The sequence below is a fragment of the Silvimonas iriomotensis genome (genome assembly GCF_014645535.1).
Taxonomy (GTDB): domain Bacteria; phylum Pseudomonadota; class Gammaproteobacteria; order Burkholderiales; family Chitinibacteraceae; genus Silvimonas; species Silvimonas iriomotensis.
In genome coordinates, this window is sequence record NZ_BMLX01000003.1 from 524140 (window position 1) to 542048 (window position 17909).

The window sequence follows — 17909 nt, forward strand, 5'->3', positions numbered from 1 at the left end:
TTAATGCGGTGTGCGCGTCATGCCGCCATACAGCGTATCGACGTTGTAGCGGAACATGGCCTCGTAGCTGGCGGCCGGGCCGTCTTGCTGTGACAGCGCTTCAACGTACAACTCGCCGCCCGGTGCCGCGCCCGTGGCATCGGCAATCTGTTTCACCATGCGCGGATCGTTCGAGTTCTCAAAGAAATACGCGGTCACGTGTTCCTGTCTGATCTGCCTGATCAACCGCGCCACATCGGCCGCGGCCGGTTCTGCCTCGGTTGAAATCCCCACCGGCGAGAGAAACGTCACGCCGTAGGCCGCGCCAAAATAGCCAAAGGCATCGTGGCTGGTCAGCACTTTGCGTTGCGTTTTGGGCAAGGTGGCAAACCTGGCTTTGGCGTAGGCATCCAGCGCCTGCAATTTGCTGATGTATACCTCGCCATTGCGCCGGAAATCCGCCGCATCTGCCGGGTCAGCAGCGCTGAGCGCGGCGATCACGTTGCGGGTATAGATCACGCCATTGGCCATGTCGTTCCAGGCATGCGGATCAGTAACCACCTTGCCATCGTCCGTCATCGTGCGGGTGTGGATGCCATTGCTGGCAACGGTGACCTTGCCGCTATAGCCGGATGTCTTGATCAGGCGCGTCATCCAGCCCTCCAGCCCCAGCCCGCTGATCAACACCACGTCAGCCTGCTTGAGCGCTTTGGCGTCTTGCGGCGTGGGCTCATACACGTGCGGATCGCCATTGGGCCCGACAAGGCTGGTGACGGCGACATGCGCACCGCCCACATTGCGCACGATATCGGCCAGCACGGTAAAGCTGGCGACCGCCCGGATCTCTCTGGCCCACACGGGCGGGGCGAGCAGTGCCATGGCAACGGCGGTCAGCGGCAGAAATGAACGCATGAATGAAGTCCCGGAATGTTGTGGTGTGATCGATAAATGCAACAATGTTGCAAATTGCAAAAGTGGATGGCAGCATATGCCGAAATGCAACATTGTTGCAAATCACTTTTTGTAACCGGATCAGACCATGTCAGCCCACCTTTCCTGTTCAACCGATACGCGCCTGCCCGTGACTGTCCTGTCCGGCTTCCTGGGCGCGGGCAAGACCACCTTGCTGAACCACGTACTGCATAACCGGGACGGTCTGCGCGTGGCGGTGATCGTCAACGATATGTCGGAGGTCAATATCGACGCTCGCCTCGTGCGCGATGGCGGCGCAGCCCTGTCGCGCCAGGAAGAAAAACTGGTAGAGATGAGCAACGGCTGCATTTGCTGCACCTTGCGTGAAGACTTGCTGGTCGAGATCAACCGGCTGGCGCAGGAAGGGCGCTTTGACTATCTGCTGATCGAATCAACCGGCATTGCCGAGCCCTTGCCGGTGGCCGAAACGTTTACTTTCCGGGATGAACTTGGCCAGAGCCTGCAGGACATTGCGCGGCTCGACACCATGGTCACGGTGGTGGATGCGTTCAATTTTCTGGCCGATTACGCCTCGGAAGACCTGCTGGCCGCGCGCGGCGAAACCCTGGGCGACGCAGATGACCGCGCCGTGGTCGATCTCTTGATTGAGCAGATTGAGTTTTGCGATGTGCTGGTGCTCAACAAGACCGACCTTGTCACGCCCGCCGCACTGGCGCAGCTACGCCGCATGCTGCTGGCGCTGAACCCGCGCGCACGGGTGCTGGAAAGCCAGATGGGGCGCGTGCCGCTGACCGCCATCCTCAACACCGGTTTGTTTGATTTTGAAGCCGCCGCCAATGCGCCGGGCTGGCTGCAGGAACTGCGCGGCGAACACACGCCAGAGACCGACCAGTACGGCATCAGCAGCTTTGTGTACCGCAACCCGCGCCCGTTTCACCCGCAGCGTTTCTGGCAATGCATTCATAGCGAATGGCCAGGCGTCATCCGCTCCAAAGGCTGGTTCTGGCTGGCCACGCGCCCGGATTTTGTCGGCAGCTGGTCGCAGGCGGGCGGGGCCTCGCGCCATGGTGCGGCCGGCCTGTGGTATGCCGCTGTGCCGCGCAAACAATGGCCCAAAGAGACGCATGAACTGGCGCAGATCATGGAAAGCTGGCACCCGGTTTATGGTGATCGCACCCAGGAACTGGTGCTGATCGGCATGGCCATGGATCAACCCCGCCTGACCCGGATGCTGGATCATTGCCTGGCGACGGATGCCGAACTGGTGGCCTTGCGGCGCAATCCGCAAGCGCTGGCCGACCCGTTCGCATCGTGGCAGGTGATGCCGGCTTGATGACAAATGACTGGCGCGGCGTCGGCAGATACGGTGAAATGACGCCTGACGCGACCAGGCGGTCGCCAGGTTTTCCACTCACACGACGCCCACAGGATTCAACATGACACAAGCGATCAAGGATATCCCGCTGCACAAAATCGACGGCTCCCCGGCCACGCTGGGCGACTACGCCGGCAAGGTCCTGCTGGTGGTCAACGTCGCGTCCAAGTGCGGCCTGACCCCGCAATATGAAGCGCTGGAAAAACTCTACCGCGAACAACACGGCCAGGGTCTGGAAGTGCTGGGTTTCCCGGCTAACAACTTCAAGGGCCAGGAACCGGGCACGGATGAAGAAATCCAGAGCTTTTGCGCCACCACCTATGACGTCACTTTTCCGCTGTTCTCCAAGATTTCTGTCGTGGGCGCCGATCAGCACCCGCTGTACAACGCACTGACCCACGCCCAGCCGGATGCCACGGGCGAAGGCCCGTTCCGCGAGCGTTTGTCCAGCAAGGGGATCGAGATCGCACCGCAACCCAATGTGCTGTGGAACTTCGAAAAATTCCTGGTGAACCGCAAGGGCGAAGTGGTCGGACGTTTCTCGCCCGATGTCACGGCCGATGATCCGCGCCTGAGCAGCGCCATTGCCGCTGAACTGGCCAAGGCTTGATTGGCCAACTAAAAAAAAGCACCTTCGGGTGCTTTTTTTATTCAACCGGATCAGGGTGTTTGCATCGGGGGAATACCTGACCGGAGCGCGCCATGATCAGGGCTATGATGTGCGCTGCCCGTCATTGCGGGCGCAATTGTTACAAGGGTCAGGAACAGGCGCATGGGTGAGAAAAAACGCAGACTGGCGGCCGGCGGTGCCGCAGTCGCTGAAGCACGGCCAGCAGCAAACGACGCGAGCCAGTGGGTTGAAACCGGCAAGCGCCTGCATCATGAAGGCCGCCTGCCCGAAGCGCTGGCGGCTTATCAGCGCGCGCTGGAACGCAACCCGCAGCAAGCCGATGCGCTGCACTATCAGGGCCTGGCGCTGATCGGTATCGGCCAGGGCGCGGTGGGGATGACATTGCTGCAACGCTCGCTGTCGCTGGAGCCAGACAATGCCAGTTTCCATTTCAACCTGAGCCAGCACCTGCGCCGGCATGATCCGGCCACTGCCTTTGCGCACCTGCAACGCGCCGTGGCGCTGCAACCGGCTGATTTGCAGTACACCCTGGATTACGCCCAGGCCCTGGTGGCGCTGGGCCGGCGCGAAGACGCGCTGAATGCGCTGGTGGCCGTGCGGCCGCATCACCCGGAAAGCGGGGCGCTGGGCGAACGGATTGTCGATCTGGCCTGGCAGCTGGAACATCTGGAACTGGCGCGCGCCACCGCCGCCGACGTGGCCCGCCAGCATCCGCAGTTTGAGGCGCGTTTTCGCATTGGCTATGCCTTGCCCCGCCAGAACGTGACCGAATCTGAAACCGTCATGAGCGCCGAGCAGTGGGGCCAGTGCGCCCTGACCGGCGCTGAACTGGAACACTTCATTGCCGAGCGCGATCTGCACGTGATCGACCAGTTCATGGCAGACCCCGTCGCCTACCGCGAACACGCGCTGCAACAGGCATTTCACGCCAATCTGTATGAGGGCCAGAATTTCCCTGGCGTGCAGACGGATGGCCAGCCGGTGCAGGAGATCATGGATCGCATTGCGACCGCGCTGGGTTGCCCGGTCAAATGGTCGTCCCCCGATAACGGCGCTTTCCGCGTCAGCGTGGCCAATGCCAAGGCACGCACGGATATCCACATTGATAACGAAGATCAGGGCCAGGCCACCACATACGCCGCCGTGCTCTATCTGAACCCGCCGGAGCAATGCCAGGGCGGCACCACGTTCTGGCAGCACCGCGCCACCGGCTGGGATCGTCGCCCGCCGGAAGACGTGGTCCGCGCCGCTGGTTTCAAGGATTTTGCCGCCTTCCAGGATAGCTGGAGCGTGGCCAGTGCCGATGGCAAACGCGATTTTGACGACCTGGCGCACGAGCGTGATATCTGGCAAGTGCAGGCTGAAATCCCCATGCGCAGCAACCGCATCGTGATTTATCGCGGCAACTTCTATCACGGGCTTTCCAGCGTGTTTGGCAGCACCATGCAAGACGGGCGCCTGGCCCAGTTGTTCTTCTTTGAAACTGCCCGCGACGCGAAACTTTGATGCGTCTTGCCGCCGCATTGAACGCCACCTTGATCGGGGCCGCCCTGGCCCTGATCGCCCCGCAGGCGCAAGCCCATCTCTTGTGTACCCTGATTGCGGACGCCGCCACCGGCAAGGTGCTGCTGCAACAAGGTGAGGACTGCGCCGAGCGCGTCACCCCGGCCTCCACCTACAAGATCGCCATGAGCCTCATGGGCTTTGACAGCGGTTTCTTGCAGGACGAACACGCGCCGGTGCTGGACTATCACAAAGGGGATGTCGACTGGGGCGGTGCCAACTGGCTCAAACCGACCGACCCGGCCGCGTGGATCAAATACTCCGTGGTGTGGTACTCGCAACGCGTCACCCATCATCTGGGGGCCGAAAAGGTCACCCGGTACGCGCGGGACTTCGGCTTTGGCAACGCGGATATGTCGGGCGATCCGGGCCAGAACAACGGGCTCTACCGGGCGTGGATTGCCTCATCGCTGAAGATATCGCCGCAAGAACAAGTGAAGTTCCTGACCCGGCTGGTCAACGGCCAGTTGCCGGTCTCTGCCCACGCGCTGGCAATGACCCGCAATATCACCCGCCTTGAGCAAAGCCCGGCCGGCTGGGACATGCACGGCAAAACCGGCGCTGCCTACCCGCGCCTCAGCAAAACCGACTTTGACTACGCCCACGGCTGGGGCTGGTTTGTCGGCTGGGCCACGCAGGACGGCCGCACCCTGGTATTTGCCCGCCTGACCCGGGACGATGCCGAGAACCCAGTCAGCCCGGGCATCCGCACGCGGGACAGCGTGCTGGCGGACTGGCCGGCGCTGCTTGGTCAGTTACGTTGAGGTCAGGAGGTCGCCTGTGCCCAACTGGCTTTATCAGCATGAATTTGTGGCACCCTTGTGTATGGTCCTTGTTAGTCTCGTTTATTGGACGCTAGACAAAAACGAGGATAAAACCGCGCGGTTCTGGTGTGCCATGCACGGCGCTGCCGCAGCGTTCTTGTATCTCATGGCGATGGTCGTGTGGAATACGTGGCACCACTTTCATGGCTGGATGGGATGGCCCTGGCTTCTGCTGCAACTGCTGCCAGTCAGCTCGGTGATGTACGCTTGGGGCCGGTTTCGTGGGCCTGGCTGGCTGCACGTCTTACAGATACCGAATCTTGCATGCATGATTTACGCATATGTTATTGGCGGGATGGCAATAACGGGAGACTGGCTTTAGCAGACATGCCAAAGCCAGTCCCTTCCGCATGCATCACTTCGCTGACACTTGCGTCTTGGCGCGTTTGACACTGGACATTTCTTTGTCCGCATAGCGGATGGCTTCGTCTGCGCTCATTGCCCCGTCTGCCACCACAAAGGCCACGCTGGCGCTCTGGATGCTGGCGGCGGCATCGGCATACAAGCGTGTGACTTCTGCTGCTACGCGTTCGGCTTCTTCCTTGCTGGCCGGGCCGGGGCCGATGATGGCGAATTCATCGCCGTCAAAGCGGCCGACCACGTCGTAATCGCGCGCGACGCGGTTCAGGTGCGTGGCCAGATCGCTTAACAGGTGATCGCCCCGCACATGGCCCTGGGTTTCGTTCACTTCCCGGAAGTGGTCCAGATCAACCAGGCCGACCAGCACGGTGCTGTCTTCCCGGCGTGCCAGTGCCAGCAGGCGCGCCAGTTCTTCCAGAATGGCGCGGCGGTTGGGCAGGGCGGTCAGCGGGTCGGTCAGCGCTGCGCGGGTCAGCCGGTTATTGGTTTCCTGCAGCTGATCCAGCAGTTTTTCGCGTTCGATATGCTGGGCAATCAGGCGTGAGAACAGATGCAGCGAGGTACGCGCGCGTTCCGGCAAGGCCATTTGCTTGGTACTGGCCGCGCACAAAGTGCCAATCAGCGAGCCCGAATGCGTACGGATGGGCGCGCTGATGTAGCTCTGGATGCCCAGTGCCCGGGCGGCGTCTGAATCCGGCCAGCGGCCCGGCACATCGTCCGTGTAGGTGCAGCCCGATTCCATGGAGCGTTTGCACAGCGTGTCCGACCAGGGCACGGCCAGTTGCTCGGGGATCTCCAGCTTGCCCACATTGCGGGCGAACTCGATCAACTGCGTGGTCATGCCGCTATCAATGCGGGTGATATAGGTGGACTCGAATTCCGTGAGGTTCTGCAGCAGCTCCAGCAACGGTTGCGCAAGTTCTTCCAGACTGCGGGCAGAAGAAGCAGATTCGGCCAGCCGAACCAGTTTGCTATCCATGCGGGTCCTCGTGCGGTGGTGAACTATCAGGATTTCATTCTAGAAGGCCTTGGCCAGCGGGCAAGCACAATGGTCTGACCGCCCGCCCTGTCAAAGGTGGCGGCCCGTTTGTCGGTCACGTGTTTTTTTGCCTGTTCCTTGCCGTGGGGCTGCGGCAAAATAACCGCTCTTTTCCGGGGGATTCCCAAATGAACACACACGCCTGAGCGCCCTGTACGGGCAAACGTTTTCTCTGCCCACCAACGCGAGTGTGTGTTCATGTCAATGCTTCAAATCGAAGGCCTGGGTGTCTCCCACGGCCGCAAAGTCTGTTTTTCCGGGTTCTCCAGCGCCATTGAACGGGGCCAGCGTATTGCCATTCTGGGCGATAACGGCAGCGGTAAATCATCGTTGCTCAATGTGCTGGCGGGCCTTGCCATGCCGAGCGAAGGCGCGGTCCGTTCAGTGGCCGGCCTGCGCTATGGCCACGTTGTGCAAATCCAGCAAGATGAAGCCACCTTCAGCGGTGGTGAACGCGTCAGCCGCGCCATCGGGGCCGCGCTGGCGCAGCAGCCGGATATCTTGTTGCTGGATGAACCGACCAATCACCTTGATGGCCCCAACCGGCGGGCGCTGTACCGCATGCTGCGGCATTTCGGCGGCGCGGTGGTACTGGTAACGCATGATGTTGCGCTGCTGGATGAAGCCTGCGACACGCTCTGGCATCTGGAACAAGGCCGGATCACGGTGTTTGCCGGGCGCTATCGGGATTACATGGCCGAACGCGCCCGGCAACGGGCCAGCCTGGCCGGACAATTTGCGCAGAACCGGCGTGCGGCAAAGTCGGCCCATGAAGCGCTGATGAAAGAACAGGAACGTGCCGCGCACGCCCGTCAGCACGGCGCCAGAAGCATCGAGAACGGCAAGTGGGCTACCGTCAAATCGCTGACCAAGCTTGGTCGCAGCAACACCACCGCAGGCCGTAAACAGGCAGACCTGCGTACGCAGCGGGAAGACATCGCCGAGCAACTGGAGCAAGTGCGCCAGGCGGCCACCATCGTGCCGCATTTTCATCTACCCGCTGCGCGTGGGCGTGATGGCGTGGTGCAGATCAGCCATGGTCGTGTTGGTTACGGCGTGCCGCTGCTGGGCGACGTGCACCTGCAACTCAATCAGGGCGACCGGCTGGCGCTGGTGGGGCGCAACGGCAGTGGTAAATCCACGCTGGCACGCGCCATGCTGGGCGATGCCGCCATCAGCCGTCAGGGCGACTGGTTGTTGCCCGCGCCGGAGCAGGTGGGCTATCTGGATCAACACTACGCCACGCTGGCGCCGGCCCTGTCGGCCCAGGACGCCCTGCGTGCCCTGGTGCCGGGGTGGACCGAGGCCCAGCGCCGCCAGCATCTGGCCGACTTTCTGTTTTTTGATACGGTGGCGGTATCGACGCCGGCTGCGGCGTTGTCTGGCGGGGAGCGCGCGCGGCTGGCTCTGGCACTGATTGCGGCCCGGCCGCCGCAATTGCTGATTCTGGATGAAGTCACCAACAACCTGGACCTGACCGTGCGCCAGCATGTGATCGACATCCTGCGCGACTACCCTGGCGCCATGGTGCTGATCTCGCACGATGAAGACTTTCTGGCGCAACTGGACGGCTTGACCCGGCTGGATCTGGACGCATTACGCTTGCCGGCGGCGGCCGTTTGACGCTGGGCCAGGCTCAACGCGCCGGCTTGATGCCCAGCGCCGTCATCTTCTTGTACAAGGTGGCCCGGCCGATGCCAAGCCGTTGCGCGGCCAGTGCCGCACGGCCGCCAGCCGCTTGCAGGGCTTCTTCCAGCAACCGTTTTTCAAAGGCGAGCATGGCGCTCTGGTAGTCCTGATCCGGCTCGCCCAGCGCGGCGCGCCCGTGGCCGACGTCGATCAGCGCGGCCAGGTCATCCACCTGCAGTTCGGCCCGGTCAGACAGCATGATGGCGCGCTCCAGCACGTTTCTGAGTTCCCGCACATTGCCCGGCCAGTGATAGTGGCGCAGGTATTCCACCGCCGCGGCCGAGATATGCCGCACGCCGCAGGTCAGGGCCAGCTCATCGAGCACCGCCTGGCAGAGCGCCGGCAAGTCTTCAGCCCGATCGCGCAGTGGCGGGGTGCCAATGGTCAGCACATTGAGCCGGTAAAACAGGTCGGCACGGAACGCCCCGGATTCCACCCGTTGCAACAAGGGGGCGGAGGTCGCGGCGATGATGCGCACATCGGCACGGATCACTTTGTTGGCGCCCAGCGGCTCAAACTCTTTGTCCTGCAACACGCGTAACAGCTTGCTTTGCAGCGCCAGGGGCAGCTCGCCCATTTCATCCAGAAACAGCGTGCCGCCATCGGCCAGTTCAAATTTGCCGATCCGCCCTTTGCGATCCAGCCCGGAATAAGCCCCGGGCGCCGCGCCAAAGAGTTCGGCCTCCAGCAGGGTTTCCGGAATCGCCGCCATATTGAGGCTGACCAGCGGTTTGCCGGCGCGGGCCGATGCGGCGTGAATGGCATGCGCCAGCACTTCTTTGCCGGTGCCGGTTTCACCCAGCAACAGCACCGGGGAATCCATCTGCGCGGCGCGCCGGGCGCGGCGTTTGACCTCGGTGGCGGCCTCGCCCGTGCCAATGAAACTGTCAAACGAGTACTTGGGTTTGCGCGCCTGCGCCAAAGACTCTTGTGCGCTGGCGAGTTCTTTTTTCAGCTGGCTGAACTTGGCCACAATGGGCGAGAGCGACTGCAACTGGTCAAACAGGGCAAAGCCGATGGCGCCGACTACCTGGCCGCTTTTGTCCTTGAGCGGCAAGCGCGTGACCACCAGTGACTCATGCCCGGCGGCGGGCATGATATCCAGCAACTGCGGTTTGCCCGTCCTGACCACGTCGCGCATCTGGCTGTGGGCGATCACTTCTTCCACCGGCCGGCCAATCGCGCCAGCGGGTTCGGCAAAGCCAAAGCGCGCAGCATAACGGGCGTTGATCCAGACAATGCGGGCTTCGTGATCGACAATCACGGTGCCTTCGCAGAAGTCTTCCATGGTGTCGAACATGCTCTGGATGGCCCACTGGCGCACGGCATCGTAATCGGCCAGCAGGGTGGTCAGGTCGATCGGGGCGGTGGGGTGGGCGAAAGGGCCGGTGGTCATTGTGGGGGGAGGGTGGGGGAGATGGGGTAGCGTACTACGGGGTGAGTGCGGGCAGAAGGTGGCGTTGTATCTACCAAACATCCTGCGCGGAGTGTTGGGGGGATTCCTGAATGTGGCGGTGATCCTGCTGAACTGGGTGTGTAGCGCCCTTCGGCGCGTTGTTTTTGATACCGGCGGTGGCCGGAGTACGTTACTTTCTTTGCTTCGCCAAAGAAAGTAACCAAAGAAAGGCGACCCCAGCCCTGCGGCCCTCCGGGCTGCCCTCAGTCGGTCGGGAGCCTGGGTCTCCCTCCACTCCTTCGGCGCTTGGCTTTAATGGGGGGGAAGGTCAAAAGCAACAGCAACGGCAAAACCCAAACCAACAGCAACAGCAACAGCAACAGCAACCCCAGCCTCGGTGGCGGGGCTGGATCAGCCAAATACCCGGTGCAGCATTCGTACCAGCCAGCGTTCGCGCTGGAATTCGCTGACGCGGCGCAGGACGCGGGCGTAGTCGAGGATCAGGCCGGGGGTCCAGGTCATGGTGTTGCCGCGGGTGCGCAGCAAGGACAACAGCCAGACGTTGGGGTCGGTGGCGAGGATGAAAAAGCGGTACCAGGGGCGGGTGCGGCCGACGATGCCTTCCAGCGCGACGTCCAGGGCCAGCGCGACGGTGGTGGAGCAGTTGCGGCTGGAGAGGTTGTAGACGACGTCGCGGCGGTAGATGTCCCAGAAGGTGCGCAGCGCTTCTTCGTTGTAGTTGCGAAACCAGATTTGCCGGTTGGGTTCGCACCAGTCGGCTACTTCGGCTTCATAAGACTCCAGAAAACGCCCGGGGATGTCGTTTTCTTTGTGTGCCAGCAACATGCCCTTGAATTGCTGTTCAGAGAAACTCTCCACGCCAGGGTAGAGGCTGATATAGAGGTCCGGCGGCAGTTCCAGTGACGAGTGCCCGGTAGACACCTTGCCGCTGCGATCCACGGCGGCGATGTAGCGGTCAACAATGGCGCGGCGTTGCGGGTTGGGGGTGGAGCCCACGGGTGTCCATACATGCACCATCAGCGGGTAGAACGGGCGCTTGGCGGGTGCGGCGTGGATGGGCAGTTTTTCGTACCAGTACCAGTTGTGGCGGCGGAAATACGGCATCGACAACACCGATACGCCTTCCGGTAGCTCGCGAAATTCCAGCCCCAGCCGGCACATCATGATGCCGTATGCGATCAGCAGAATGCCAAAACAGACGGGGAAGACATGCAGGTGCTCGATCGGCCAGCCGGTAAACACCTGGATCGACACCAGAATTTCGCCCACGCCGATCAACATGCTGCGCTTGAAGCCATTGAACCGGATCACATGCGCCGAGGCCGTGCGCAGCATGCCGTCGATCAGAAAGCCGATGCCAAAGAACACGGTGCTGGCCCAGCTGTTATCGACCGGGGCGCGCATGGCCAGACCACCCAGGGCGATCAGCGCGCCGGCACTGAGCAACAACACCAGCCGGTGCTTGCGCCTGACCACGCTCAGATCGGCCAGGCTGACGAGGCCTTCAATGACGCAGATCAGGCCAAAGAGGGTGCTGACGACGATCAGCAGCCACCAGGCCAGGCCCAGCACGCTGGCAATCCCGATCAGGATCAAAACGGTACCGATCACAGGCAGCTTGTGCCATTCGCGACGGAATGGATCGGCCCCGATCAGCAAAATGATGATGCGCAGCACGGCGTCTCATTTGTAGTAAGTCGTCTGCACTAATATTGTGTTTAACTTACGCTTGGCGCCAGTTTTTTCTGTGTATGAATCGGGCTGTGCGGTGGGGAGAAACCCCCGCGCCAGCACTGGCGCGGGTTGTGGGGCAGGGGGTTGTTGCTGCGTTGCGGTATGAATTTATTTCAATAATGGCCGGGTATTCAGGCGGCCGCTTATTGCGGGTGAGCAAGCGCCGGCCGGTTCAGGGGGCGGTTTTGATGAAGATGGCCGCTTGTTGGGCAGCCAGATTGATCTTGTCAGATTTAAGCTGAACGTTTCCTGGCTTGGCGTTGGTGTAAAGAAGCTGCCACTGGCCTTGCCAGGCCGCGGGCAACGCTGCGTCGGCGGCGCGGCGGCTGTAATTGAGGGCGACCAGAATCTGCGTTTTGCCTTGCTCGCGCACAAACACAAAGACCGGATCATCGTCATCCGACAGTATCCGCAGCGCGCCGGTTTGCAGCGCGGGCTGGGCTTTTCTGAGCGCAATCAGCGCGCGGTAGGTTTCCAGCAAAGAGCCAGGCTTGCCGTTTTCGGCGGCGACATTGGCGGTGGCATGGTTTTGCGCCAGGGTGCGGAATGGTTTTGCCGTACTGAAACCAGCGTTGGCGCTGTCATCCCAGCTCATCGGGCCGCGCAGGCGCTGGTCATCCCACTTCACCGGTTCGCTGAAGGTCTGGCCGATTTCCTCGCCGTAATACAGGAACGGAATGCCCGGCAAGGTGAGCAGCGTGGCGGCGGCCAGTTGTTGTGAGGGCAGGTCTTCGCCCAGTTGCTGGGCCACCCGGGGCCCGGCAAAGCTGTCGTGGTTAGAGAGGAACGTGCCCATGCTGGCGACGGGCTTTTGCTTCAGGTACGCGGGCAGCGTGTCCATGACGCGCCCCATCTGCACGCTCTTGAGAATGGCGTTTTGCAGGCCGAAGGCAAACGCACTGCCGGCGGAATCGCTGCCGGAAAACTCGGCCGGATAAGCCGGGGCCTCGGCCACCATGTAACGCTTGCCGTACCGGTTCAGCAGGTCATGCACCTGGCGCATGATGTTGTGGTTTTCCGGCTGGCCTTCCCAGGCATTGGGGCCGTTCTCGACCAGCGCGCCAACCGCATCAAAGCGGAACCCGTCTACGCCGCGGTTCAGCCAGAAGCGCAGGTTGTCCAGATGAAACGCCAGCACATCCGGATTGCGGAAGTTGAAGTCCGGCATGGATGGCGCAAACGCGCCGTAGTAATAACCGCCCGCCTTGCCGGCGTACCACGGATCGCCACCATAGGTTTGCCAGCCCGTGGGTTTGCTGTTTTTCCAGACATACCAGTTACGCCACGGCGACGCAGCATCCTGATTGGCTGCCATAAACAGCGGGTGCGTGTCGGCGCTGTGGTTGATGACGTAATCCAGAATCACGCCAATACCGCGTTTGTGCGCTTCGGCAATCAGCCGGTCAAAATCGGCCAGCGTGCCGTAGTCGGGCTCGATATCGCGGTAATCGGCCACTGCATAGCCGTGATCGTGATCGGCGCTGCGGTAAATGGGCAACAGCCAGATGCCGGTAATACCCAGGGATTTGAGATAGTCCAGCCGCTGCGTCAGGCCGTTGAGATCACCAATGCCATCGCCGTTGCTGTCCTGGTAGGCGCGCACCAGGATTTCCATGAACACACCTTGTTGTGCCCAGTGATCCGCCAGGCCGCTGTCATGAATTTGCGGCTTGACCGGGCTGATATCAGCACCGGCCGGGGGCTCGGCCGCAGGCAGGGACTGCCCCAGCAACAAGGCGGTCAGACCGGCCACGCTGAGCAAGGAACGGGAGGAGGTCATGGGTGATCCTGGGTTGATTGAAAGAGGTCAGAGTTTGAAAAAGCATATTTTCAAACCGGTTTGAGGTGCCATAAGGTATGCCACCTGGACACGCTATGCCCGTACACGATGGCGGCCTTTCGGCTACATTGCCAGAAGCATAAACATCCACAAGGGCTTACGCATGATCACGGTGCATCACCTGAATAATTCGCGCTCGCAACGGGTATTGTGGCTGCTGGAAGAACTGGGCATCGAGTACCAGATCAGGTTTTACCGGCGCGACCCGGCCACCTTGCTGGCGCCGCCTGAGTTGCGGGCCATCCACCCGCTGGGCAAGTCGCCGGTGATCACCGATAACGACGTCACTGTGGCAGAGTCTGGCGCCATTGTTGAATACCTGCTGGACCAGTACGGCGAGGGCTATCTGCGACCGGCGCCGGGCACTGCGGCACGCCGGCAGTTCACCTACTGGCTGCATTACGCTGAAGGCTCGGCCATGCCTTTGCTGTTGATGAGTCTTGTGTTCGGCAAAATGCCGGAGCAACCCATGCCGTTTTTCATCCGGCCCATTGTGCGCGGTATTGCCGACAAGGTGCGGCGGGTGTTCCTTGCGCCCCAACTGAAAACGCATATGGATTTTGTCGAGTCGCAACTGGCGGCAACCGGCTGGTTTGCCGGCGATGAATTCAGCGCGGCCGATATCCAGATGAGCTTTGTGCTGGAGGCCGCTGCGGCCCGTGGCGCGACGCAAGCCAGGCCGCATATCCAGCACTTCCTTGAGGCCATCCATGCCCGCCCGGCTTACCAGCGTGCACTCGACAAGGGCGGGCCGTTTGCGGTGACAAGCCTTGCTGCTGCTAAAACGTGAGCGGCAAACGGCCATAACAAAAACGCCTCGCCCGGACAAGTCAGTCGGCGGTTGTCAGCCTCCAGTCATGTAATTCTTGTACGGCGGCAGGATTCGGAATAGGCTCTGCCGTGTTTAACTCTTTTGACTGGTTTACCGCAAATGCAATCGAGCAAGCTCGCCGATATAGCGGCACTGATCGGTGAGAGCGAGAGGCTGACTTATGCGGATGCGGATGAGTCGCTGCGCCTTGCCCAGGAAGCCGTGCGCCAGATTGTGCCCGGCACGGATGCCTTGCTGGCGGTACGCGCACTGCAACGGTGCGCGACCATGCAGCTGATTTTCGGACAGATGCATGAAGGCCAGGCGTCGTTGCTCAAGGCACTGACGATTGCCGAAAAAGAGGATTTTGACGCCATTCGCGGCGAGATCATGCAAGACATGGCCGCCGTCTACTACACCATTGGCGAGTACGACGACGCCATCGATTACTGGTCGGACTGTCTTGATCCGGCCAATACCGAATTCACCACCGAAACACGCGTTCATTCCCATATTGGACTGGGGCAAATCTACTTTGCCCACGAGAACTATGAGATGGCGCTGTCTCACCACCGGCGCGCCCAGCGCATGGCAGGCACCACGCTGCCGGAAGTGCTGCGTTGCCGGGTGCTGATCAATGTCGCTACCGATTGCCTGCGCCTGGAAAAACTGGATGACGCTGAAGAAGCGCTGACCGAAGGTCTGACGCTGGCGCAATCGGCCGGGCAAAAAGAGTATCAGGAAGAAATCTGTGTCTATAGCGCCACGGTGGCGATGGACCGTGGTGATCTTGCCACGGCAGGGCAGTGGCTGACGCGCGCTGAATCCATCGAACACGTGTGCCTGTGGGGCCAGAACCTGCGCCTGTTGGCGCGCGGGCGGCTGCATGTGATCAACGGCGAGTTTGAAGCTGCACACAAAGTGCTGCACAAAGCGCTGGATCTGGCCGGCGAGATGGGGATCTCGCACAAGGCCTATCAGGCGCACCACCTGCTGGCGCAAACCTATACCCATCAGGGGCGCGTGGCCGAAGCCGAACATCATCACAAGCGCTACCTGGAAATCTTCAACCGCATCGTGCGTCCGGGCACCTATAGCCGCCTGCAGCAGCTTGAAACGCGGATCGGCGACATCTGATTGATGCCGCAGGGCTTGATGTGCGCACCCCTTGCGCCCATCTGTAACGCACTGACTCTTTCCTGGCATGCGCCCTACGGCGGCATGCCATGTGCCATTGCGGAGCCTCGCTCATGACCCCTTTCACATTTCATAACCCCACGCGGCTGCATTTTGGCGCTGGCCAGATTGCCCGTCTTGCCGATGAAATCCCGGCCGGTAGCCGTGTGCTGCTGGTGTACGGCGGCGGCAGTATCAAGAAAAACGGCGTGTACGACCAGATCCGCACTGCGCTGGCTTACGCCGACATCACCGAGTTCTCTGGCATTGAACCCAATCCCGAGTTCGACACCTTGATGAAAGCGGTGGAGATCGGCCGGGAAATCCAGCCCGACTGGATCATTGCGGCCGGTGGCGGCTCGGTGTCCGATGGCGCCAAGTTCATCGCCGCGGCGATTGAGCTTGATCCGGCCATTGATCCCTGGTTGATTGTGGGCAACCGCATCAAGCTGGAAAAAGCCGTGCCGCTGGGCGTGGTGCTGACGCTGCCGGCCACGGGCTCTGAAAGCAATCTGGCCTCGGTGGTCACGCGTTCTGCCACGCAAGACAAACTCTCGTTCAAGAACCCGCTGGTGTTCCCCCGCTTTGCCGTGCTGGACCCGACGGTGATGGCCAGCCTGCCGCCACGGCAACTGGGCAACGGCGTGGTCGATGCGTTTGTGCACACCACGGAGCAATACCTCACCTATCCGGCCCACGCCCGCATTCAGGACCGGCTGGCCGAAGGCATTCTGGCCACCCTGGCCGAACTGGGGCCGGAGTTGCTGGACGGCGTGCATGAAGAAGCCCGCGCCAACGTCATGTGGGGCGCCAACCAGGCCTTGTTCGGGCTGGTGGGCGTGGGGCAGCCGCAAGACTGGGCCACCCATGCCATCGGCCATGAACTGACCGCGCTTTACGGGCTGGATCACGCGCAGACGCTGGCGGTGACACTGCCCGCGCTGCTGCGCCATTGCGTTGATGAAAAGGAAGCCAAGCTGGTGCAATACGCGCGCCGCGTCTGGGGGCTTTCTGGCGAGGGGCGTGAGCTGGCGCTGGCTGCCATTGAAGCGACAGCCGCATTCTTTGAACGCATGGGCGTGCCCGTCCGTTTGTCAGCCCACGGCATCAATCCGCAGGAAGCGGCAAAGAAGGTCGAGGAGCAACTCATCCGGCATGGTCGTACCGCTTTGGGTGAGCACGGACGCCTTACTCCGGCAGATTGCGCTGCCATCGTCGCCGCATCAGGTTAAACCTTTACACGTGCACACGGGCGGCAGCGGGGCATTTTCATGCTGCGGTGCACCTAGTGTTGTCATGCTGACGTGCTAATGTCGCTGCATAGCTGGCAATGAGACCAGCGGAGATGATGCTCCGCAGACGAGCCCACGGGATGGAAAACACCATGGTGGAACAAGAAGTCGACTCGCTGATCGAGCGGGCCAGGAAACTCGTTTCCTCGCAAAGTGCCGAATCACTTTCGCTGGCTGGCCGCGCGCGCGAGCTGGCCAAAAGCGCGGACTACCACCGCGGCGAAATTGCCGCACTGGTGGTTGAAGCCAATGCCTTGCACATGTTTGGCCGCCACAACGAAGCCCACGATGCCCTGCTGACCGCCATGGAGCGCGGCGAGCGTTTCGGTATGGGGCAAGAACGTGGCGAGGCTTTGCAGATGCTGGCGCGTCTGTACTACACCCGTGGCGAATATGAGCGCGCCAGTGATTGCTGGTGTGCTTGCGTTGAATTGCCCGATGACGACATCGCCCCCGAAGTCCGCATCCGTGCGCATATCGGTCTGGGGCAGTTGCTGTTTGCCCATGAGCAATTTGATTCTGCGCTGGCCCATCATCGCCGCGCCGCCGTGCTGGCCGAAGAGCGGGACGACGCCCAGCTGACCAGTTGCTGCCTGATCAATATCGCGGTGGATCTGATGCGGCTGGGGCTGCAGAGCGAGTCCGTCGCCACCCTCAAGCAGGCGCTGCCCTTGGTGCGCGCCGACAAGAACTATGAGTACGAGGCCGAAATCTACAGCGTGCTGGGCCAGATCGACATGGCGCGGGGCGATATGGAGCGCGCGCGCATGAGTTTGATGGTCTCGCTCAAGATCAACCGGCTGCATATCAACACCTGGGGCGAGGCCTCCAATATGTTGTGGCTGGGTCAGTGCAGCCTGGCTGAAGGCGCGCTGGATTCGGCCGCTGATGAACTTTCCAGGGCGCTGGTGCTGGCGCAAAGCATGGGATCGCAGCATCTGATGGCCAATACCCACTACGCGCTGGCCGAGTTGTGCCGTTGCCACGGCGAGGCCGATGCCGCGCTGGAGCACGAAAAACACTACCGCGATCTGCGCCAGCAACTGCTGGAACATGCGCGTTCGCCCCGGCTGGCCACCATGGAATTGCGGCTTACGCCGGAGCCCTCGTAACACCCTTGTCATGCACCAGATTTGTTGCATGTGCACATCAAACCGTCATGTTTTGGGGCGGTTTAGAAAAACCCTAGCAAAAATGGGACTTTAGCCGCGCGTTTTTTCGATAAAATCAACCCTCAAACGTTGAT

At 61.4% G+C, this 17909-nt stretch carries 14 protein-coding genes; 9 read left to right on the forward strand and 5 right to left on the reverse strand.

Going from position 1 to position 17909, the window contains the following annotated elements; translation table 11 throughout:
* Positions 1-891, reverse strand: a complete 891-nt coding sequence (locus IEX57_RS13860; RefSeq protein WP_188704937.1) for a metal ABC transporter solute-binding protein, Zn/Mn family — start codon at positions 889-891, stop codon at positions 1-3.
* Between the two features lie 127 nt (positions 892-1018).
* Here IEX57_RS13860 and zigA point away from each other — a divergent pair, with 127 nt between their 5' ends.
* The 4 genes from zigA to blaOXA all read left to right on the forward strand — a co-directional run bounded on the left by zigA (position 1019) and on the right by blaOXA (position 5245).
* Positions 1019-2245 (forward strand): zinc metallochaperone GTPase ZigA, encoded by a 1227-nt coding sequence (zigA, locus tag IEX57_RS13865; RefSeq protein ID WP_188704938.1) that lies wholly within the window; start codon positions 1019-1021, stop codon positions 2243-2245.
* A gap of 103 nt (positions 2246-2348) precedes the next feature.
* On the forward strand, positions 2349-2897 hold the full coding sequence (locus IEX57_RS13870) for a glutathione peroxidase (RefSeq protein ID WP_188704939.1): 549 nt from the start codon (positions 2349-2351) through the stop codon (positions 2895-2897).
* 162 nt (positions 2898-3059) lie between these two features.
* Positions 3060-4424, forward strand: coding sequence for a DUF6445 family protein (locus IEX57_RS13875; protein WP_188704940.1), 1365 nt, complete (start codon positions 3060-3062; stop codon positions 4422-4424).
* The gene (gene blaOXA, locus IEX57_RS13880; RefSeq protein ID WP_188704941.1) at positions 4424-5245 is read left to right on the forward strand and encodes a class D beta-lactamase; all 822 of its coding nucleotides are present in this window, start codon (positions 4424-4426) and stop codon (positions 5243-5245) included. Before IEX57_RS13875 ends, blaOXA begins: the two co-directional genes overlap by 1 nt.
* A gap of 415 nt (positions 5246-5660) precedes the next feature.
* Here the strand turns inward: blaOXA and IEX57_RS13885 are convergent, their stop codons facing one another.
* Complete coding sequence (locus IEX57_RS13885) at positions 5661-6644, reverse strand: sensor domain-containing diguanylate cyclase (RefSeq protein WP_188704942.1); 984 nt, start codon at positions 6642-6644, stop codon at positions 5661-5663.
* A 258-nt stretch (positions 6645-6902) separates the two neighbouring features.
* Here IEX57_RS13885 and IEX57_RS13890 point away from each other — a divergent pair, with 258 nt between their 5' ends.
* Entirely contained in the window at positions 6903-8327 is a 1425-nt protein-coding gene (locus tag IEX57_RS13890) for an ATP-binding cassette domain-containing protein (protein WP_188704943.1), read from the forward strand.
* 13 nt (positions 8328-8340) lie between these two features.
* On the opposite strand, the gene IEX57_RS13895 is transcribed toward IEX57_RS13890, so the two are convergent.
* The 3 genes from IEX57_RS13895 to IEX57_RS13905 all read right to left on the reverse strand — a co-directional run bounded on the left by IEX57_RS13895 (position 8341) and on the right by IEX57_RS13905 (position 13324).
* Positions 8341-9789: a sigma-54 interaction domain-containing protein gene (locus IEX57_RS13895; protein ID WP_188704944.1), complete on the reverse strand. Its 1449-nt coding sequence runs from the start codon at positions 9787-9789 to the stop codon at positions 8341-8343.
* Between the two features lie 411 nt (positions 9790-10200).
* Positions 10201-11487 (reverse strand): HdeD family acid-resistance protein, encoded by a 1287-nt coding sequence (locus tag IEX57_RS13900; RefSeq protein WP_188704945.1) that lies wholly within the window; start codon positions 11485-11487, stop codon positions 10201-10203.
* 229 nt (positions 11488-11716) lie between these two features.
* Complete coding sequence (locus IEX57_RS13905) at positions 11717-13324, reverse strand: alpha-amylase family glycosyl hydrolase (RefSeq protein ID WP_188704946.1); 1608 nt, start codon at positions 13322-13324, stop codon at positions 11717-11719.
* A 163-nt stretch (positions 13325-13487) separates the two neighbouring features.
* Between IEX57_RS13905 and IEX57_RS13910 the strand changes: the two genes are divergently transcribed.
* From IEX57_RS13910 to IEX57_RS13925, 4 genes are all read left to right on the forward strand, one after another.
* Positions 13488-14174 carry a glutathione S-transferase family protein gene (locus IEX57_RS13910; RefSeq protein WP_188704947.1) on the forward strand — a complete coding sequence of 229 codons (687 nt, stop codon included), beginning with the start codon at positions 13488-13490 and terminating at the stop codon, positions 14172-14174.
* A 141-nt stretch (positions 14175-14315) separates the two neighbouring features.
* Positions 14316-15332 (forward strand): tetratricopeptide repeat protein, encoded by a 1017-nt coding sequence (locus IEX57_RS13915; protein WP_188704948.1) that lies wholly within the window; start codon positions 14316-14318, stop codon positions 15330-15332.
* 113 nt (positions 15333-15445) lie between these two features.
* Positions 15446-16603: an iron-containing alcohol dehydrogenase gene (locus tag IEX57_RS13920; protein ID WP_188704949.1), complete on the forward strand. Its 1158-nt coding sequence runs from the start codon at positions 15446-15448 to the stop codon at positions 16601-16603.
* A 152-nt stretch (positions 16604-16755) separates the two neighbouring features.
* On the forward strand, positions 16756-17775 hold the full coding sequence (locus IEX57_RS13925; protein WP_188704950.1) for a tetratricopeptide repeat protein: 1020 nt from the start codon (positions 16756-16758) through the stop codon (positions 17773-17775).
* Positions 17776-17909 lie beyond the last annotated feature (134 nt).